General features: G+C 53.8%; 19 protein-coding genes. 12 read left to right on the forward strand and 7 right to left on the reverse strand.

All coding sequences use genetic code 11. The annotated features are described in order from the left end of the window. Window positions 1-68 precede the first annotated feature (68 nt). Entirely contained in the window at window positions 69-1,223 is a 1,155-nt protein-coding gene (locus GQE98_RS10770) for a GNAT family N-acetyltransferase (protein WP_161315642.1), read from the forward strand. A 139-nt stretch (window positions 1,224-1,362) separates the two neighbouring features. Beyond that, a complete protein-coding gene (locus GQE98_RS10775) occupies window positions 1,363-2,466 on the forward strand; it encodes a ferritin-like domain-containing protein (RefSeq protein ID WP_161315643.1) in 1,104 nt (367 codons plus the stop codon). Between the two features lie 63 nt (window positions 2,467-2,529). Here the strand turns inward: GQE98_RS10775 and clpA are convergent, their stop codons facing one another. The 4 genes from clpA to GQE98_RS10795 form a co-directional block, all read right to left on the reverse strand. Continuing rightward, window positions 2,530-4,893 (reverse strand): ATP-dependent Clp protease ATP-binding subunit ClpA, encoded by a 2,364-nt coding sequence (gene clpA / locus GQE98_RS10780; RefSeq protein WP_161315644.1) that lies wholly within the window; start codon window positions 4,891-4,893, stop codon window positions 2,530-2,532. Further along, complete coding sequence (clpS, locus tag GQE98_RS10785) at window positions 4,893-5,225, reverse strand: ATP-dependent Clp protease adapter ClpS (protein WP_161316273.1); 333 nt, start codon at window positions 5,223-5,225, stop codon at window positions 4,893-4,895. The genes clpA and clpS overlap by 1 nt, the downstream gene beginning before the upstream one ends. Before the next feature lie 234 nt (window positions 5,226-5,459). Then, the gene (locus GQE98_RS10790) at window positions 5,460-6,020 is read right to left on the reverse strand and encodes a phasin family protein (protein WP_161315645.1); all 561 of its coding nucleotides are present in this window, start codon (window positions 6,018-6,020) and stop codon (window positions 5,460-5,462) included. A gap of 240 nt (window positions 6,021-6,260) precedes the next feature. Beyond that, window positions 6,261-6,947 carry a hypothetical protein gene (locus GQE98_RS10795; RefSeq protein ID WP_161315646.1) on the reverse strand — a complete coding sequence of 229 codons (687 nt, stop codon included), beginning with the start codon at window positions 6,945-6,947 and terminating at the stop codon, window positions 6,261-6,263. A gap of 164 nt (window positions 6,948-7,111) precedes the next feature. On the opposite strand from GQE98_RS10795, the gene GQE98_RS10800 reads away from it, so the two are divergent. After that, window positions 7,112-8,587: a D-alanyl-D-alanine carboxypeptidase gene (locus tag GQE98_RS10800; protein ID WP_202526229.1), complete on the forward strand. Its 1,476-nt coding sequence runs from the start codon at window positions 7,112-7,114 to the stop codon at window positions 8,585-8,587. Between the two features lie 4 nt (window positions 8,588-8,591). Here GQE98_RS10800 and GQE98_RS10805 read toward each other — a convergent pair whose 3' ends face one another. Beyond that, entirely contained in the window at window positions 8,592-9,452 is an 861-nt protein-coding gene (locus tag GQE98_RS10805; protein WP_161315647.1) for an MBL fold metallo-hydrolase, read from the reverse strand. A gap of 106 nt (window positions 9,453-9,558) precedes the next feature. Between GQE98_RS10805 and GQE98_RS10810 the strand changes: the two genes are divergently transcribed. The 6 genes from GQE98_RS10810 to GQE98_RS10835 all read left to right on the forward strand — a co-directional run bounded on the left by GQE98_RS10810 (window position 9,559) and on the right by GQE98_RS10835 (window position 13,377). Next, window positions 9,559-9,843, forward strand: a complete 285-nt coding sequence (locus GQE98_RS10810; RefSeq protein WP_161315648.1) for an ArsR/SmtB family transcription factor — start codon at window positions 9,559-9,561, stop codon at window positions 9,841-9,843. Window positions 9,844-9,861: 18 nt separating this feature from the next. Next, on the forward strand, window positions 9,862-10,305 hold the full coding sequence (locus GQE98_RS10815) for a YeeE/YedE family protein (protein WP_161315649.1): 444 nt from the start codon (window positions 9,862-9,864) through the stop codon (window positions 10,303-10,305). 2 nt (window positions 10,306-10,307) lie between these two features. Beyond that, on the forward strand, window positions 10,308-10,733 hold the full coding sequence (locus tag GQE98_RS10820) for a DUF6691 family protein (protein ID WP_161315650.1): 426 nt from the start codon (window positions 10,308-10,310) through the stop codon (window positions 10,731-10,733). A gap of 86 nt (window positions 10,734-10,819) precedes the next feature. Continuing rightward, window positions 10,820-11,587: an SDR family NAD(P)-dependent oxidoreductase gene (locus GQE98_RS10825; RefSeq protein WP_161315651.1), complete on the forward strand. Its 768-nt coding sequence runs from the start codon at window positions 10,820-10,822 to the stop codon at window positions 11,585-11,587. An 8-nt stretch (window positions 11,588-11,595) separates the two neighbouring features. Further along, window positions 11,596-12,327 carry a hypothetical protein gene (locus GQE98_RS10830; protein WP_161315652.1) on the forward strand — a complete coding sequence of 244 codons (732 nt, stop codon included), beginning with the start codon at window positions 11,596-11,598 and terminating at the stop codon, window positions 12,325-12,327. Continuing rightward, the gene (locus GQE98_RS10835; protein WP_161315653.1) at window positions 12,328-13,377 is read left to right on the forward strand and encodes an AbrB family transcriptional regulator; all 1,050 of its coding nucleotides are present in this window, start codon (window positions 12,328-12,330) and stop codon (window positions 13,375-13,377) included. It abuts the gene before it with no gap. A 6-nt stretch (window positions 13,378-13,383) separates the two neighbouring features. Here GQE98_RS10835 and GQE98_RS10840 read toward each other — a convergent pair whose 3' ends face one another. Further along, window positions 13,384-14,712, reverse strand: coding sequence for an MATE family efflux transporter (locus tag GQE98_RS10840; protein WP_161315654.1), 1,329 nt, complete (start codon window positions 14,710-14,712; stop codon window positions 13,384-13,386). Continuing rightward, on the reverse strand, window positions 14,712-15,983 hold the full coding sequence (locus tag GQE98_RS10845; RefSeq protein WP_161315655.1) for an NAD(P)/FAD-dependent oxidoreductase: 1,272 nt from the start codon (window positions 15,981-15,983) through the stop codon (window positions 14,712-14,714). The genes GQE98_RS10840 and GQE98_RS10845 overlap by 1 nt, the downstream gene beginning before the upstream one ends. Window positions 15,984-16,127: 144 nt before the next feature. Here GQE98_RS10845 and GQE98_RS10850 point away from each other — a divergent pair, with 144 nt between their 5' ends. From GQE98_RS10850 to galU, 3 genes are all read left to right on the forward strand, one after another. Next, window positions 16,128-16,835: a VWA domain-containing protein gene (locus GQE98_RS10850; protein WP_161315656.1), complete on the forward strand. Its 708-nt coding sequence runs from the start codon at window positions 16,128-16,130 to the stop codon at window positions 16,833-16,835. Window positions 16,836-16,840: 5 nt separating this feature from the next. Continuing rightward, the gene (locus GQE98_RS10855) at window positions 16,841-17,542 is read left to right on the forward strand and encodes a DnaJ domain-containing protein (RefSeq protein WP_161315657.1); all 702 of its coding nucleotides are present in this window, start codon (window positions 16,841-16,843) and stop codon (window positions 17,540-17,542) included. 74 nt (window positions 17,543-17,616) lie between these two features. Then, a complete protein-coding gene (gene galU, locus GQE98_RS10860; protein WP_161315658.1) occupies window positions 17,617-18,498 on the forward strand; it encodes a UTP--glucose-1-phosphate uridylyltransferase GalU in 882 nt (293 codons plus the stop codon). Window positions 18,499-18,534: the final 36 nt, after the last annotated feature.

The raw sequence follows: 18,534 nt of genomic DNA on the forward strand, positions 1-18,534 counted from the left end.
TTACCGCACCGCGAAAAGATATCTGTTACAGTAATTAAAGGCGCTATTATTTCAGTTTTCCGGGCCGAATGTCTGACACCCCATTGATTAAAACCCTGCAGTCCATCGCCGATATCAGTGAGGCCGACTGGAATGCCTGCCTGACAACGGATCACCCCTTTGTCACCCACCAATTCCTGAAAGCATTGGAAGATAGCGGATCGGTAACCGCCGAAAGCGGCTGGATGCCCTATCACCTCGCACTGGAGATTGAGGGCAAAATTGCCGGGGTTGCCCCGATGTATGTAAAAGGCCATAGTCAGGGCGAATATGTCTTCGACCATAGCTGGGCTCATGCGTATGAACGGGCGGGCGGACGCTATTATCCCAAAATGCAACTTTCAGTTCCCTTCTCCCCCGTTACAGGCCCGCGCCTTCTGGTACCGGACGGGACGGAACGAGAAACCCACCAGCGCCTGCTTCTTCAGGGAACGAAACAAGTCGCCGACAAGCTCAACCTCTCTTCCGTCCACGCCACCTTTCTGGAGCCGGCGGAACGCGATCTAATGGAGCATGAGGGATTTCTTATCCGCACGGGGGAGCAGTTCCACTGGGTGAATGACGACTATCAGACATTCAATGATTTCCTCGCCCAACTTTCTTCCCGCAAGCGCAAGGCCATCCGTAAGGAACGCAAGGGCGCGACAGAAAACGACCTGGAGTTCGAGATCCTTACCGGAGATGAAATCGGCGAAGCGCATTGGGACGCCTTTTACAATTTCTATATCGACACCGGCAGCCGCAAATGGGGCACACCCTATTTGAACCGCAAGTTTTTCAGCCTGCTGGGGGAACAGCTTGGCGAGGCGGTCGTCCTCTTCATGGTGAGCCGCGACGGGCGTTACATTGCGGGCGCGCTGAACCTGAAAAGCAGCGATTGCCTCTATGGCCGATATTGGGGCTGTATTGAGGACCACCGGTTCCTGCATTTCGAAACCTGCTACTACCGCGCCATCGACTTTGCGATCCAGCATGGCATCAAGCGCGTGGAGGCTGGCGCGCAAGGCCCGCACAAGCTCGCCCGCGGCTACCTGCCGACAGAGACCTATTCTGCCCACTGGTTGCGCGACCCCGGCTTTCATGACGCAGTTGCAGACTATCTGCAAACGGAGACAAAGCAGGTCGAGGCCGAGATCAATTATCTTGCCGAACATTCGCCTTTTCGAAATGGGGATTCCCGCTAAGCTCCCGCGAGGGCTGCCTGTCAATGAAATCTAATATTGAAAATTCCCCGATTATAATATATAGATTATTGACGTTTACGTAAACGTAAAGGACAGCCGCAAAGACGCTGCCGCCGATAACAGGAGCAAGGGAGCAAACATGACTGACCATATTACGCGTGACCCCATTTACGATACCGTGAGTCGCGACGATTTTCCGGCAATGCTGGAAGTTGACCGCTACGGGAAGCGTACGGATGCTTTTGACGGCATTATCTCGGCGACACATGATCATTTCTGGGATCCGATGGACGCAACCTATCTCGATTTCAAAAGTCCCTTTGATGTTACTGCGGAATACCTGATGCCCCCCGAAACCATACCGGAGCTGCAAAGCGCGGTAGCGGACAAGCTCGATGAAGGGCAGCGAATCCACCTCGCCAACGAGAGTACGCGCTGGAGCCTATCCAGCATTCTCCACGGGGAACAGGGCGCGCTCAGCTTAAGCGCCAGCCTCTGTCATCTGCTCGTCGATCCGGGCGCGCAGGAATATGCCTCCAACCAGACCCGGGAAGAAGCTCGCCACGTCACCGCTTTCAGCCGCTATATCGGCTCCCGCTGGGGTCGCCCCTACCCGGTCGGTGAAGCGCTTGGAAACCTGCTTGAAGAGTTGGTAGGCGCCGAGGAAGTCTATAAGAAGCTGGTGGGCATGCAGATGCTGGTTGAAGGGCTCGCCATGGGCGCATTTGCGAATATTCATGCGAAGACAAACGACCCGCTCCTCAAAAGACTGACCCAATTGGTGATGACAGACGAAGCCTTTCATCACAAATTTGGCAAGATCTGGGCTGATAAGACCATTCCAAAACTGGACACGGAAGAACATAACCGGGTAGAGGATTGGGCCGCGCAATGTTTTGAGACGGTTCTGTTCAACCTCATTAATATCCGCCAGAAACAGGTCATTTACGAACAGTTTGGACTAGACTGGCAATGGGTGCGCGATGCCTGCCGCGAGGTTTTCACGGATGCGGACCGGCGCGAGACTTTGAAGGAATCAACGAATATCTTCCGCGTCCTGGTCAAGACCCTGTTGAAATCCGGGATCATCACCGACCGCACCCGCCCCATCTATTCGCATTGGGTGGATATGGACGAAATGGCCGGTGAGAATGAGGATATGGTCGGCTATGCCATCGCCGATGAAGGGATCGAATATCTGCGAACCCTGAACGCAGGCCGCCGGGTTATCGGCCAAAAGTAACCTGAAGAAACAATAAAAAAAGGCGGGGAAAATTCCCGCCTTTATTGTTTCCGGTGAGGAAGTTTATTTTTCTGCCAATTCCGTATCCTTTTTGGAGCCCTTCCTCTTCGTCTTTTTGTCCGCGTCGTCCTTCCGGCTCGACTCGGCGGCGCTCTCGATCTTGAAAGTAAGTTCACCCGCCTTCACACCGACAGAAACATGGCCACCCTTCGCCAACTTGCCGAAGAGCAACTCTTCAGAGAGAGGCTTCTTGATGCTTTCCTGAATAACCCGAGCGAGCGGCCGGGCACCGTAGTTTGCATCATACCCCTTCTTGGCCAGCCAGGTTGCGGCGGTATCAGATAGCGAAATCGTGACATTACGATCCTGCAACTGCGTTTCCAGCTGTAGCACGAACTTCTCAACAACGCGGGAGACGACCTCGGGCGGCAGCGGTGCGAAGGGAATGGTCGCATCCAGACGGTTCCGGAATTCCGGCGTAAAGAGACGCTTGATAGCCTCTTCATCCTCGCCTTCACGGAATTCATTGCCGAAGCCGATGGCCTGTTTCGTCATTTCCTGGGCGCCGGCATTGGTTGTCATGATCAGAACCACATTTCGGAAGTCCACCTGCTTGCCGTTGTTGTCCGTCAGCTTGCCATGATCCATGACCTGCAGCAGGATATTGAAAAGGTCCGGATGGGCTTTCTCAATCTCGTCAAGCAGCAGGACCGAATGCGGCTGCTGATCGATCGCGTCCGTAAGCAGGCCGCCCTGATCAAAGCCGACATAGCCCGGAGGCGCGCCGATCAAGCGGCTAACTGTATGCCGTTCCATATATTCGGACATATCGAAGCGCACCAGGTTCAGCCCCATAATGGACGCCAACTGTCGTGCCACTTCGGTCTTGCCAACGCCGGTCGGACCGGAGAAGAGATAAGACCCAATCGGCTTTTCAGGCTCCCGCAATCCGGCTCGCGCCAGCTTGATGGAACTTGCCAGCGCGTCAATGGCGACATCCTGTCCGAAGACGACTCGACGAAGGTCAACATCAAGTTTCCGCAGGTTGACAGTATCCTCCTTGGACACGGACTTCGGGGGAATGCGGGCGATCTTGGCGACCACGGCTTCGACATCCTTGACGCCGATGGTCTTCTTGCGCTTGCTTTCCGCTTTCAGCATTTGCGCCGCGCCAACCTCGTCGATCACATCGATTGCCTTGTCGGGCAGCTTGCGATCATTGATATAGCGTGCGGAAAGCTCCACCGCAGAGCGGATAGCCTCTGCCGTATAGCGGATCTTGTGATATTCCTCGAAATAAGGCTTCAGGCCCTTCAGGATCTTGATGCTGTCCTCGACCGTGGGTTCGCGCACGTCGATTTTCTGGAACCGGCGCAGGAGAGCGCGATCCTTCTCGAAATGACTGCGGAATTCCTTATAGGTCGTCGAGCCGATACAACGGATTTCCCCACTCGCCAGTGCCGGCTTCAACAGGTTGGAGGCATCCATCGCGCCGCCACTTGTGGCGCCCGCACCAACAATCGTGTGAATCTCGTCGATAAAGAGGATGGCATTATCGAGCCCCTGCAATTCGGAAATCACGGCTTTCAGCCGTTCCTCGAAATCACCGCGATAGCGAGTCCCAGCGAGGAGAGACCCCATATCGAGGGAATAGATAACGGCGGGTAGCAGTACGCTTGGCACTTCACCATGAACAATCCGGCGGGCCAGCCCTTCGGCAATGGCCGTTTTGCCGACACCGGGATCGCCCACATACAGCGGGTTGTTCTTCGACCGGCGGCAGAGCACCTGGATTGTCCGCTCCACTTCCTCGGCGCGGCCAATCAGGGGGTCAATTTTACCCGCAGCCGCTTTCTCATTCAGGTTAACACAATAGGCGTCCAAAGCCTCCAGACTTTCGACCTTTTCCTCCTCTGGCGGCGTACTATCTTTTTCCGCCTTATACTCGCCTTCCACTCCGCGAACGGCGCGGGCGGTTTCCTTGCCCGGTGCCTTGGCCACGCCATGGCTGATATAGCTGATCGCATCGAGGCGGGTCATTTCCTGCTTCTGGAGGAAATAGGCCGCATGACTCTCCCGTTCCGAGAAGATGGCGACCAGAACATTGGCGCCGGTCACTTCCTCACGGCCGGAACTTTCCACATTGATCAGGGCGCGTTGGACCACTCGCTGAAAACTCAACGTCGGGCGAGCCTCGACAAACCCGTCCATGACCAGATCATCCAGTTCATCGGTTATGAATGTCTCCAGATCCTTGCGAAGCAGGTCAACATCCACATTGCAGGCGCGCATCACGGCGGCCGCATCCTGGTCTTCAGTCAGGGAAAACAGCAAATGCTCCAGCATCGCGAATTCATGACGGCGCGATGTTGCCAACGCCATTGCACGATGTAGGGTTTCTTCTAGCGAGTTGGAAAATCCTGGCACTATTCTTTCTCCATCGTACATTGTAAGGGGTGTTGGTTTTCGCGCGCATAGTCAATGACCTGTGCAACCTTGGTCTCAGCGATTTCATACGGAAACACACCACAGTTTCCGACGCCCTTTTGATGAACATGCAACATCACCTGTACGGCGGTCTGCTCGTCCATGTTGAAGAACTTCTGAAGCACGTAAACCACGAACTCCATCGGTGTATAATCATCGTTCAACAACAACACGCGCCAGAGAGACGGCTTCTTGGTTTTGGGCTTTGTTTTCGTAACGAGGCCCGTCCCCGTTCCCTGATCGTCGTTGTCTTTCTTGTCGTCGCCGCTCATCTTCATTTTTGCCCAACCAGAATTGATAATGTCTTTCTCTCCATCTCATTTCGCCTGCCTGACCTCAGTGCGCCTCTGAGCTCACTTATTTAAGTATATATCTTATCAGGAAATTCAAAAAATATTATTACCTTAGACAAAAATTTATAAAAAAGTGATCGGCTGGTGGTCAGGCACGAAAAAAGGGCCCGGAAAATCCGGGCCCTTTCAAGACGCTTAAAATGTCAGCTGACGTTAAGCCTGCTTTGAAAACATGTCGAGATTGGCAGCATACTGTGCGCCAAAAGGCTCAACAACTGATTTCGCCGCATCTGTAACCAGGGCATTGAATTTGCCCATTTCAGACACATAGCTCTGCATGGAACTGCGAGCGAACTCTGTCTGGAGTTCAACAACTTTGGTGACGTCTTCCGTTTCGGCAATTGTCTTCGCTACGTTGAAGACTTCCTGCAAACGGCCCGTTCCATAATCGATCATCGCTGCGCCGATTTTTTCGCTTTTCTCAACAGCGGCATTACTTGCCTTTACGAAAGCCTCTGCACTGTTCTTGTCATAGAACTGGGAGCCTTCGAGAGTCTTGATAGCTTTTTCAAAACCGGTTTTACCTTCGGCAACAGCCTTTTCGTAATTGGTTTTAAAAGTTTCGCTGTTGGACTTGAATGCTTTTTCAGCGGCTTCTGTGCCATTGATAAATGCGTCCTGAAGGGATTTGCGGCCAGTTGCCACCATTTCTTCAATTTCTTTAGTAACGACAGCCGGGTCAACGGTTGCGTTTGTCGCTGCTTTCTTAGTCATGGACTTAACCTTTCTGATTAGCGTCTCAATGTTTGATCTGCTGCACTGCAACAATGTCACGTGTATATAATAGTCTACTGATGGATGTCAATGATTTTTTTGTGCAGTGCAACAATACTATCGGTTGATAGCAAATTATTGATTTTATTTACAAATTAAATTATTAGGCACATTTCTATGCGACTAATGATAGCATTCGCAACAAAAAATTCATAAAAAATCAATTCTGCCGAGCCTGCTCTAGAGGTCCAGACCGTTATCCCCAACCTGCAACGTAAAATAGGTGCTGTCCCGCCCACCATTATAATATCTCGAGGAACGTCCGAACACGACAGGGACATAAGGCTCCTGAAATGAAACGCCCGTCTTGTCCCCTTTCGACAAGACTTCCCGGAACGGCAGCTTGGCAATATCAGCATTGTCATCCGTCCAAGCGTAATACTTAAAATTCCCGTCACGACAAACCATCGCGACCCAGTAGAATTCATCTGAATGGAGGATCTGCCCTTTGATCGCGGGCTTTTCAAATCCCGACTTGATCAGCGCCTGCTCTACGGCGACCAGATCCTTAATGCTGATAACAACCTTGCTGTCATGGGTCGCCGCCGGCCCGGAACTCACCGCGCCGAGCAACCAGTTCACGCTGATACCACCACGGAATGCGCGTGTCGTCTGCGTCGCTGAGTCCGAAGTCGTAATCTGCGTGATGTCATAGGTCCGCACCTGCTCATCATAAATGGCATTGTAAATCATCCGGTAGCGGGCATTGCGTCCGGGCGCGCAGTTAGCGCGAATATCATCGCCATTCACATAGGAAAACCACTGAAACGGTCGAAAAACAGGGTTGTTAGTCCCGCCATCCGCAGTGCAGGCAGCGACAATAGCCGCCAGACATACGACCCGGATAATCGGCGCTATAAAGTTCATCGGAGATCACCCGTCCAATAATTTTAAAATGCTTACCAGATATTAACCATCCGCCTGTAAGTTTAAAGGGGAAAACATAAAATCGCGATAACTTACAGACTTCAAGAGGATAAGTTATTTTGTTAAGACTTGGGAATAAAAAATTTATCCGGATTTTGATGGACATGATTCGCCGAATTTTTTACACTCTCACCAGATTGATGAAATCCGAGCGTAATTTTATCCGTAAGTTCAGTAATACAGGTAAGCCGTTGGTACAGAGTTCAAGAAGAGCGACGTTAAAAGGCGTTTCGGATAAAATCCGGATGGAATTGCGTGCCGCCACGACAAGACGGGGTATGTCCCACTTCCTCGGCGGATTGCTTCTTCTCCTAACAGTCCTTACAACGCTCCCTGAAACGGCACATGCTAGGTATGCCGCCGTCGTCATGGATAGCCGGACGGGCGAAGTGGTCTATTCGCGCAATGCGGATGACCGGCTCTACCCCGCCTCACTGACTAAAATCATGACCCTGTACATGACCTTTGATGCGCTTCAGCGCGGCAAGCTCCGGCTCGATCAGAAGCTACCGGTCTCCGCTCGCGCCGCCGGCCAGACCCCGACAAAACTGGGGCTCAAGAAGGGCGATCGGATCACGGTACGCGATGCAATGTTCGGCCTGATCACGAAATCAGCGAATGATGCCGCAACGGTGCTCGCCGAGAGCATGGCCGAAAGTGAAGCGGCATTTGCCCGAGACATGACAGAAAAGGCAAGACGCCTTGGCATGCGCCGGACAAGTTTCCGCAATGCCAGCGGCCTTCCCAACAGACATCAGAAAAGTACAGCCCGCGACATGGCCGTTCTTGGCGCGGCCCTGATCCATGATTTTCCGCAGTATTACCACTTCCTGTCGCTGGAAAAATTTGATTACAAGGGCAAGGCTTTTAAAAACCACAATAATCTTCTGAAAAAATATAAGGGCGCAGACGGCATCAAGACCGGCTACATCCGCGCATCCGGCTTTAACCTGGTCGCCTCCGCCAAGCGCGGCAGCAACCGTCTGATCGGCGTGGTCTTCGGCGGGCGCACAGCAAAGAGCCGCGACACACATATGACGACGCTGCTGGACAAAGGTTTCAGCAGGATCGAGAAAATGCACCCGTCCGTCGTTCCGTTACCGTTTGACAAGCCTCTGCAGATCGCCTTGGGCCAATCGCATAGCAAACCCGCGCCAATTCAGGTTGCCTCGGCCGCAGCGCCCTTGCCTGTCGTGACCAAATCCGCTGTGACCCATTCGCACATTCGCAATGTTGCCGTGGTTAATACCATCAGCAGCAAACCCGCGGCCTTAAAGATGGATCGCATTGAGAGAACCAACTGGGCCATTCAAATCGGCGCATTTAGTCAAATGACGACAGCTCGCAACCAATTACACAAAGCCGCCGCCCAGGCTGGTGGTATTCTGGAGGGGCGACGCGTTAACATCGAAAAAGCCATTTCAGACGGCAAGCCTTTTTACCGGGCTCAACTTGTCGGCTTTGACGAGGCAGAGGCACGCGAAGCATGCAGCAACCTTGCGGAGCAGCGCTTTTCCTGCTTCGTCGTGGCGCCGGACTTAAGACTTCCCAACTATATTGCGCAGAACAGTAATTCCTGATCCGCTACAGGGCGTTTAATGGCACCTTGAGATAGGAAACGCCATTCCCTTCTGCTTTCGGCAAATTGCCTGCCTGCATATTTACCTGTATCGACGGGATAATCAGCACTGGCATTGAAAGCGTCGCATCGCGCTCCGTCCGCATTTTGACGAATTCCTCTTCACTGACGCCCTCATGTATATGGATATTCTTCGCACATTGTTCTGCGACCGTTGTCTCCCACGCAAATTCCCGGTCGTTCGGTCCATAGTCATGGCACATAAACAACCGCGTTTCCGGCGGGAAGGATAATATCCGGCGAATGGAACGATAGAGCGTTCGCGCATCGCCACCGGGAAAATCGCAGCGGGCCGTACCGTAATCAGGCATGAACAGCGTATCCCCGACAAACACGGCATCCCCGATCTTATATGAAACACAAGCCGGCGTATGGCCTGGCGTTTCCAGGACTTCCAAGGTCATGCCGCCAACCTTCACCGTTTCGCCATCCTTAAAAAGATGCTGGAACTGCGACCCATCCTCGGCGACATCACTCCCGAAATTATAGACCTTTTTGAACGTCGACTGGATTGACGTCACTACGCCACCAATGCCGATCACGCCACCCAGTTTCTCCTGCAGGTAAGGTGCCGCTGTCAAATGGTCTGCATGAACATGGGTTTCCAATATCCACTCAACCTCCAGTTTTTCTGATGCGATATAGTCGATAATATCATCTGCGGCAGTCGTTGACGTCCGGCCAGAGTTGTTTTCATAATCCAGCACGCTGTCAATGATAATAGCTTTCCGGCTGCTCGGGTCTGAAACGACGTAGGTGACCGTGAATGTCGGTTTGTGAAAAAATGCCCTTACATCTGGATTCATTGATCGCGCCCTCCGGTTAAATATTCGGCTGTCTTTTTTATACTATTAATCCTGCTTGACAATATATCTATACATCCGTAGCTATACAAGTATGTATATTAGTGATATGAAACATTCCGCCGCCCGCGCCAGCAACTTGATGAAAGCCTTGTCGAGCGAAACACGGCTGCTGCTGCTTTGCCGGATGAGCGAGGGAGAGGTCTCGGTCAAAGAATTAGCGGAAATACTGGAAATGCGTCCTTCTTCCGTTTCCCAGCAGCTTGCCCTGCTCCGAAAGGATGGCTTGGTAAAAACCCGCCGCGACGGACAACTAATTTACTATTCCCTCGACGGAGATGAGGCAAAGCAGGTTATTTCCGTTCTCTACGCTCTATTTTGCCAGACAGACTAGATAAAGGACGACTCGAAAATGGAAAATTTTACTCCTTATAGTTCCCTGATTGGGGGCATTATTCTCGGGATCGCCTCCACCCTGCTACTCATGGCCGGCCGCATCGCGGGCATTAGCGGAATCCTCTCTAACCTGATTCCGCCGCAATCAGGTGACGCTTTGTGGCGGGTATTGTTCATTGTCGGCCTGATTGCCGGTGCGGTGGCCTACCCTATTTTCGGCGGGGATATGGCCTTTTTGAACGTCAACCCCTACCAACTTTCCGACAACGCACATTATACCCTTCTGGTCATCGCCGGGCTTCTGGTTGGCGGCGGTACCTATGTCGGGGCCGGTTGCACCAGCGGTCATGGCATATGCGGGCTCGGTAGGCTGTCATTGCGGTCCCTCACCGCCGTACTGATCTTTATGGCGGTTGCGGTGGTCACTGTCTTCATCATGCGCAGCGTAGTGGGAGGCTGATCATGTTCAATATCATTAGTCTGATCTCCGGCCTTCTATTCGGGTTTGGCCTGGCGCTCTCCGGTATGGTCAGCCCTGGCAAGGTCATTGGCTTTCTCGACCTGACAGGCAACTGGGACCCGAGCCTCGCTTTCGTAATGGGCGGCGGCGTTCTTGTCACCGTCATCACTTTCCGTTTCATCCTGAAGCGGCCTGTCCCTTTATTTGGCCGGGAATTCAGGCTGCCGACGAAAACAGATCTCGATAAATACCTGATCTCCGGCGCCGTTCTGTTCGGCCTCGGCTGGGGACTTGGCGGGCTCTGCCCCGGCCCTGCGCTCAGCTCCCTCGCCTATGGCAATCCGAAAATCATCGTTTTCGTCGGCGCAATGGTAGCGGGCATTGTCATCGCCAAGGTCCTGACGGGGACGTTCAGGAAAGCGTCCTGATGACGGGTTGATATTTTCTCATTTATATCGCGGACAAACTTGGCTAGTCTGTGGAAAGAATATAAATAAAAACAACGGGAAATATCATGTCATCATCCAATAAAGTTGCCATCATTACAGGTTCCGCCACAGGCGCAGGCGCAGCAATTGCCCTCGCATTGGCTGAAAAAGGCTATAACGTCGTCATTAACTACACGAAAAGCGTGAAAGAAGCGGAGGAAACCGAGGCCGCCTGTGCCGCCAAGGGTGTCGAGACTCTTTTGTTTCAAGGGGACGTTTCCAAGGATGAGGATTGCCGCGCGATGGCCAAGGCCGCCGCAGACAAGTGGGGTCGGCTGGATGTGCTGGTCAACAATGCCGGCAAGACGAAATTCGTCGCCCATAATGATCTCGACGGGCTGAACGCCGATGATTTTTATGATATCTACAGTGTCAACACCGTCGGCCCGTTCCAGATGTCCCGCGCCGTCGCCCCCTATATGAAGGAAACCGGCAAGGGCTCCATCGTTATGATTTCCTCCGTCGCCGGGACAAACGGCATCGGTTCCAGTATTGCCTATGTCGCCTCCAAAGGGGCGCTCAACTCAATGACCAAGGCGCTTGCGCGGACGATGGGCCCGGAAATCCGGGTCAATTCCATCTGCCCCGGCTTTATCGAGACCCGTTGGCTCCTTCAGGGCTATGGCGAGGATAAATATGACGCTTATAAGAAGAGGCTGGTCCGCGACGTCCCGTTGAAGGCTGTCTGCCAGCCGGAGGATATCGCCGACGCGGTTCTCTGCTTTACCGAGGGCGGCCATATGATCACCGGCGAAATCGTGATCGTTGACGGCGGCATGCACTTGGGCGCCTGAACGCCGCTGTGCCATCCCTTCCCGACGATATTGCCCGCGCGCTTGGCTACCCCTATGCGCGGCCTGCGGGCTCCTTCCTGTTTTCCGGCGGCAGAGCAGAAGACCTGCCGCCGGATACGAATTTTGATGGCCGGATCGCCGTACTTGCCTGCGGTTCCAACGGTGCACCGACGCAACTGCGCCGGAAGTACGGCACATCGGAGGAGCATCGTATCCCGGTCACAGCGGCGCGGCTTCAGGGTATCTGCTGCAGCTACTCGGCGCATTTTTCCGGCTACGGGTCGGTCGCTGCGGCCCTGCACACAGCTCCGGGCTCCATCACGCATGTCCATATTACGTGGCTCAACGAGAGAGAGCTCACGCGCATGCATGAGACCGAAGCCATCGGGCAGAATTACCGTTTTGTCAGGATGGAAGGGGTTGACCTCACCTGCGCGAAACATGGCGCGATTGAAACCATCCATGCCTATGTCAGCCTGCGTGGCAGCCTTCTGATGGATGGATTGCCGGTCACCCTTGGCGGAATTAATTGCCAAAACGCCTGCTACCCGGTGATGGACCAGATCACCATCCAGTCCCGTCTTCGCGATTCCTTGGCGCCCGGGATGGACCTTCATGGCTTTATCCGGCAAAATATAACCGATGCAAAAATCAGGGCGGAGCGAACCGCCCGCCTTGCCCGCCAGGCGCAAGTTTTCGACCATCCCGGCATCACAACATTGCTCGATCAGGCAAGCTAAATGCAAGATTTCAAACGGACCAGCCTAGCACTCACCGTCGGCGGGATCGGCGGTGCCCTCTTTTTTATCGCCGATCTCCCGCTTGCCTGGATGCTCGGCTCGATGGTGTTTTCCACGATTGCCGCGCTTCGGGGCGTAAATCTCGCAGTCAATGGCACTTTACGTAAAATAATGACCGCTATCCTCGGTGTCATGCTCGGCAGCGGGTTTTCCACGGACACTTTCGCGGCCATGGGCCGTTGGAGCGGTGGCCTGCTCCTCCTGTTGGTAAGCGTCGCATTATCGATGGTGCTGGTCTATATTTTCTATCGCCGTGTTGGAAAATTCGATCCCATCACAGCCTATTTTTCCGCAGCCCCCGGCGGACTCAATGTCATGTATGAAGTTGGTGAGGCAAAGGGCGGACACGGCCCGACAATCGCCCTGATCCATGCTTCCCGTATCCTGATCCTTGTCATGACCGTGCCGTTAATCTTTCGCTATGGCGTGGGTTTCGCCGGAAATGATCAGGCTGTTTCGCTGTTCGGTTCAATCCACGATCTCGCAGGAGATGGCTGGCTGTTGGTTGCTACACTGATCGGCTATTTTGGCGGCTATCTGTGCCGATTGCCCGCCTATCACCTGATGGGGCCGCTGCTGGCAACCGCGGGCTTTCAAATGGCGGGAATTACAGACGTTTCCCCTCCGATGATTCTTGTTTATGCGTCGCAGCTGGTGATCGGCACCGCGATTGGCGCCCGCTTTCTCGGCACCCGTTTCCGCGACATTCGTCGTGTTATCGGCCTCAGCTTTGTCTCCACGACACTAATGGTGCTGATCGCCGCCATATTCGCCTATTTCTTTGCGGAATCGATCGGTGTCAGCATTGCAGGCATCATCCTTGCTCTCAGCCCCGGCGGCCTCGCCGAGATGTCGCTGGTTGCCCTCGCGCTCGGCATTGACGTAGCGTTTGTCTCCACCATGCATGTGATCCGTATCAGCCTGATTATCGCGCTTGTCCCGATGGCCTTTTCCGCAATTGAACGGATGCGGATCCGTCAGGCTAAATAGCGGCATTCAAGCCCCAGCGCGCTGCTCCACTCGCGGATACACCACGGCGAGAGTCACCGCCCGCAGGACGAAGAAGACGATCAGTGCTGCCCAGAAGCCGTGCGTTCCCCATTGGCTACCAAGAAGAAACATTGCCGACATATAGGCGGCGAAGGAGATAATCATGCCATTACGCATCTCTTTCGACTGTACAGCCCCAATAAAGATCCCGTCGAGCTGGTAGGACCAGATGGCAACCAGCGGCATCCCTATGAGCCACGGCAGAAACTCATTGGCACGCAGGCGCACCTCCTCGATGCCGGTCAGAAGATTGATGATCAGCGGACCGAACACGAGATAGACCAGCGCATAAAGGCAGGCCACCACCAGCGCCCAGAACCCGCTGACATAGACAATTTCTCTCAGCTTATCGATCTTTTTCGCACCAACCGCCGTGCCAACCATGCCTTCCGCCGCAAAGGCGAAACCATCCAGGCCGAAGGCCATGAAATGCATGAAATTCATCAGCACCGCGACCGCCGCCAACGTAACATCCCCCTCCTTCGCGGCCTGCGCCGTGAAATAGGCAAAGGCAAAGATCAACAGAATGGTACGGATAAAAATATCGAAATTAACCGCCAGAAGCCGCCCCATCTTGGCAAGGGACAGGATCGCCGAGCGTTTCCACACGCCGCCAATCTGCGCAAGCTCCCGCCGGACGATATAGAGCCCCAGCAGAAGCGCCAGGGATTCGGAAATCACCGTTGCCGCCGCGACACCGATCACATTCCAGCCAAATCCGATAACAAAGATCAGGTCGAGGATGATATTAAGGCCGTTCATGAATATCTGCACCGTGAGCGCGGCTTTGGTATTGCGGATCCCGATAAAGAAGCCCATCAGCGCATAGTTCGCGAGAACCGCCGGTGCCCCCCAAATGCGGACAAAGAAATAGTCCGCCGCGCCGCCTTCAACCTCAGCTGATCCCTCGATCAGCAAGAGCGCCAGCCAGAGAACAAATGCCTGAAGGATCAGGACAATGACCGCGATAATGCCCGAAAGGATCAGAGCACGTGCAAGGACCGAACGCACCTCTGTCGCGTCCTCCTGTCCTGAGGCCTGGGCAACAAAACCCGTCGTGCCCATGCGGAGAAACCCGAAGCCCCAATAGAGAAAGCTGAAGATAAGCGCACCGATGGCGACGGCCCCGATGTAATGTGGTTCCGGCAGATGCCCGACAACGGCCGTATCCACCGCGCCAAGCAGCGGCACCGAGGAATTCGACAGGATAATCGGCCAAGCCAGGCGCAACGTCTCGCGATGGGTCGGCAAGGAGAAAAAGGCAGAAATTGTCATCAGAAACCAAAATAATCCCGAAAGCGGTAACCAATCATCGCGACCGGCAGAAACCAAGGCTTACCGTTATAGTAGAAACGATCCTCAAACGGCAATCCGTCAAATGCTGTTTCCCCCTCCGGATCACCAAGTATCTTGAGCGCTGCCTTATGCCCGAAATAGCCGGACATAGCGACACCCGAGCCGCAATAGCCCATGGCATAGAAGACGCCCTCATGCTCCCCGATGGTCGGCATGGCGGCAAAGTCATACGCGACATTGCCAGACCAGATATGGCTGACCGATGCCTGCCGGAGCGCGGGAAAGATGGAATCCAGCGTCTTCTTGAGGGAGCGCGCCTGTACCTCGGGCGCGGCGGGAAAGATGGTCGGGCGTGCGCCAAGCAAAACACGACGACCATCCGGTGACGGACGATAGTAGCTCAGCATCTTGCGTGTATCCGTGATCATCCGCCGGGTCGGGAACAGGCTCGCCACCAGATTTTCGGAGAGTTCCTCGGTCGCAATCATTGTGCTGCCGACAGGAAAGACACGTTTTTGCAAGAATGGATAGAGGCCGGCGCCATAGCCATTGGTCGCGATCAGGAGCGTGCGGGCCTCAAGCGTTCCAGTCGCCGTTTTAACAGCGAACCCGTTTGAATTTTTAATTATTTCCTCTGCGCGAAGTGGTGCGATTATCCGGGCCCCTGCCCTCGTTGCGGCTTGCGCCAGGCCCTTTACATATTTTGCGGGATGCAGCCCGCCGGTGTGGTGCTGGCGGAGGCCACCCTTGTAACCGGCGCTGTCGACATCTTCCGCGTAGTCATTTGGCCCCACCATCTCTTCGGGAATATCGAGATATTTCTGCCGAACCTTGAAATCACCCTCCATGGCCTGCAAATGCTTATCCAAAACAGCGGGATAGAAGCGGCCATTCAACTCAAGGTCACAGTCGATCCCCTCCTCTCCGATCCGCTTTGCAATAAACTCAACTGACGCCAGCGCCTCTTTATAGATAGCGCAACCCCGCTCCACGCCATAGCTGTCGATCAGGCCGGAAAGTCCCGGCTTCAGCAAATTGCCAATCATACCGCCATTCCGGCTGCTGGCGCCAAAGCCCGGCATCTCTGCTTCCAGAACCGTGACCGACTGTCCTCTTTTGGCAAGGGTCAGCGCCGCCGACAGGCCTGTATAACCACCCCCGATAATCAGCACATCGCTGAGGGCGTCCGGCAACGCCAAATGGGTCGGTTCCGGCCGAGCCGCATCCCACCAGAAAGGATCGGTTTTCATGGGCAGATCTTCCTTTCATTTTTCTTTTGTTGCCATTCTTGTCCGAGCCCTGTTCACAGAGCAAGCCAATTTGCTCTTTAATTGAATTTTTACGCAAAACCTCCTATTTAAAGGTTAGGGAACGACAATGGGGAAAGGCTGAAGTTGGCCAAAAATATCGAAAAAACTGAAGATGAAACTGGCAGGGATGATGTCGCTGAATTCCTGAAAAAGGTAGCGGCAACCCCTGTACGTGTCGCGAACGGCAAGAATGGCCGACTGATTTTCGCCATTGATGCCACAGCAAGCCGGCAACCAACCTGGGACAGGGCCTCGCATTTACAGCATGAAATGTTTGAAGAAGCGGCGGCAATCGGCGGCCTTGAGTTACAAATCGCTTTTTTTCGCGGATTCGGGGAGTTCAAGGCAACCGGCTGGACATCCGATAGCCAGGCACTGATCCGTCCGATGTCGCGGGTGTTCTGCCTTGGCGGTCATACACAAATCGAAAAGGTTTTGAAGCATGCTCTCCGTCAAACCAAGAAGGAACGGGTCAATGCCCTTGTTTATGTGGGTGACTGCATGGAGGAAGACGCGGATCAGCTCTGTCATCTGGCCGGGCAACTGGGCATGCTGAAAGTCCCCATTTTCCTCTTTCAGGAGGGGCATGATACGATCGCGGAAAATTGCTTCCGGCAGATTGGCAAGCTTTCCGGCGGTGCCTATTGCCGGTTCGACAGCGCCAGCGCGGCAACGCTGCGCAACCTGCTCCGGGCTGTCGCGGCCTATGCTGCCGGGGGCCGCAAAGCCCTTAGCGATCTCAGCCAGAAATCCGGTGGTGAAGCTCGACTGCTTCTCAAGCAGATCAAGTAGCCCGGATGCTGGCTTATTTTATCATTGGAGTTTCATTGCTGCTGGCTTTGATGGTCGGCAGTCAGGCAATTGCAACCGCGGATCCAAAAAAATTAATCAAGGCATTGCGGATTTCGGCGGTGATAATTCTTTCTGTCCTCGCAGGTTTTTTTATACTGACGGGCCGCTTCGCCTATGCGCCGCCGCTCATCGTTGCCGCGCTTTTCTTCATGCGAAACAAGTCCCTATTCAGCGCCCGCCAACCTTCTGCAGGACAAAAATCAGATGTTGAAACGGACTGGCTGCAAGCAACGCTCAATCATGACAGCGGCGAGATGGACGCGACGATACTGCAAGGTCGATTCGAAGGGCGCCAGCTTTCCACCCTTTCGCGTATGGAAATTGGAGAATTTCAACAGGAATGTATCGCCGATGAGCAGACCATGGCTATTCTGGAAAGCTTTATTTCTCGAAAGTTTGGTGAAGATTTCACGACAGAGAGCGGCGAAAGCAAGTCGAAGGAAGAGCGCACCCGCGCCGCAAGTAACGACGGCCCCATGACCCGGCAGGAGGCCTTTGAAATCCTTGAACTAGACAGCAAAGCCTCGGCTTCAGACATAAAGGCCGCCCACCGCAGACTTATGAAAAAGTTCCACCCTGATCACAATGGTTCCGACTATATGGCAGCCAAACTCAACGAAGCGAAAGACGTACTCTTAAAAAGCTAGATACAATAAGGGCTTGCCTTCGCGGCAGGTGAAATGCCATAAATTTTACAGTTAATTCAGCAGGTCAAATCAGTATGCCCAAAAAAGTTCGCAAGGCCGTGTTCCCTGTCGGGGGACTTGGAACGAGATTTCTCCCCGCGACAAAAGCAATGCCCAAGGAGATGCTCCCCGTCGTCGACAAGCCACTTATTCAATATGCCGTTGAAGAAGCGCGCGACGCCGGGATTGAAGAGTTTATTTTTGTCACAGGACGCGGCAAGACCATCATCGAGGATCATTTCGACCGATCCTATGAACTGGAAAGCGTGCTAAGCGAGCGGCAGAAAAATGATGTCCTAAGAGAGATACAGGAAAGTGTGCCCAAAGCCGGTTCCATCGCCTATATCCGTCAGCAGGAACCTCTGGGCCTCGGCCATGCGGTCTGGTGTGCAAAACGCCTGGTGGGTGATGAACCCTTCGCCGTCATTCTCGCGGACGACCTTATCCTTGCGGACACTCCCTGCCTCGCTCAGATGACAGCGGCGCGGGAAAAGGTTGGCGGCGGCAATATGCTGGCGGTGATGGAAGTACCAAAAGAGCATACTTCTCGTTATGGTATTTTAAGCCCGGGTCAAGAAAACGGAAATCTTATTGAGATCAATGGCCTTGTGGAAAAGCCGGCACCGGCAGATGCCCCGTCCAATCTCGCGGTCATTGGCCGCTATATTCTGGAGCCTAATATCTTTGACCTTCTGGAAAACCAGGCCCGCGGTGCCGGAAATGAAATCCAGTTGACCGACGCGCTCTCCGCAATGCTCGGTGGAGATCCCTTTTTCGGCATGAAATTTGACGGCACCCGCTACGACTGCGGTGATAAAATTGGCTTTCTCGAAGCCAATATCGCTTTTGCCCTCAACCGTGACGACATGAAGAGCGATTTATCGGATATTGTCAAAAAAATTGCCAATAAGCTGTAATATAATATCTCACGACTAACAGGACGGAGATTTTGC

It is taken from the genome of Sneathiella litorea (assembly GCF_009882915.1).
Classification (GTDB): Bacteria; Pseudomonadota; Alphaproteobacteria; order Sneathiellales; family Sneathiellaceae; genus Sneathiella; species Sneathiella litorea.

Bases quoted from the DNA above. Each gene is read 5' to 3' on its own strand.
- GQE98_RS10825 (WP_161315651.1), top strand. From the start codon at position 10,820: ATGTCATCATCCAATAAAGTTGCCATCATTACAGGTTCCGCCACAGGC.
- GQE98_RS10855 (WP_161315657.1), top strand. From the start codon at position 16,841: ATGCTGGCTTATTTTATCATTGGAGTTTCATTGCTGCTGGCTTTGATG.
- GQE98_RS10815 (WP_161315649.1), top strand. From the start codon at position 9,862: ATGGAAAATTTTACTCCTTATAGTTCCCTGATTGGGGGCATTATTCTC.
- GQE98_RS10835 (WP_161315653.1), top strand. From the start codon at position 12,328: ATGCAAGATTTCAAACGGACCAGCCTAGCACTCACCGTCGGCGGGATC.
- galU (WP_161315658.1), top strand. From the start codon at position 17,617: ATGCCCAAAAAAGTTCGCAAGGCCGTGTTCCCTGTCGGGGGACTTGGA.
- GQE98_RS10800 (WP_202526229.1), top strand. From the start codon at position 7,112: ATGATTCGCCGAATTTTTTACACTCTCACCAGATTGATGAAATCCGAG.
- GQE98_RS10805 (WP_161315647.1), bottom strand. From the start codon at position 9,452: ATGAATCCAGATGTAAGGGCATTTTTTCACAAACCGACATTCACGGTC.
- GQE98_RS10775 (WP_161315643.1), top strand. From the start codon at position 1,363: ATGACTGACCATATTACGCGTGACCCCATTTACGATACCGTGAGTCGC.
- GQE98_RS10770 (WP_161315642.1), top strand. From the start codon at position 69: ATGTCTGACACCCCATTGATTAAAACCCTGCAGTCCATCGCCGATATC.
- GQE98_RS10840 (WP_161315654.1), bottom strand. From the start codon at position 14,712: ATGACAATTTCTGCCTTTTTCTCCTTGCCGACCCATCGCGAGACGTTG.
- GQE98_RS10845 (WP_161315655.1), bottom strand. From the start codon at position 15,983: ATGAAAACCGATCCTTTCTGGTGGGATGCGGCTCGGCCGGAACCGACC.
- GQE98_RS10820 (WP_161315650.1), top strand. From the start codon at position 10,308: ATGTTCAATATCATTAGTCTGATCTCCGGCCTTCTATTCGGGTTTGGC.
- GQE98_RS10790 (WP_161315645.1), bottom strand. From the start codon at position 6,020: ATGACTAAGAAAGCAGCGACAAACGCAACCGTTGACCCGGCTGTCGTT.
- clpS (WP_161316273.1), bottom strand. From the start codon at position 5,225: ATGAGCGGCGACGACAAGAAAGACAACGACGATCAGGGAACGGGGACG.
- GQE98_RS10795 (WP_161315646.1), bottom strand. From the start codon at position 6,947: ATGAACTTTATAGCGCCGATTATCCGGGTCGTATGTCTGGCGGCTATT.
- GQE98_RS10810 (WP_161315648.1), top strand. From the start codon at position 9,559: ATGAAACATTCCGCCGCCCGCGCCAGCAACTTGATGAAAGCCTTGTCG.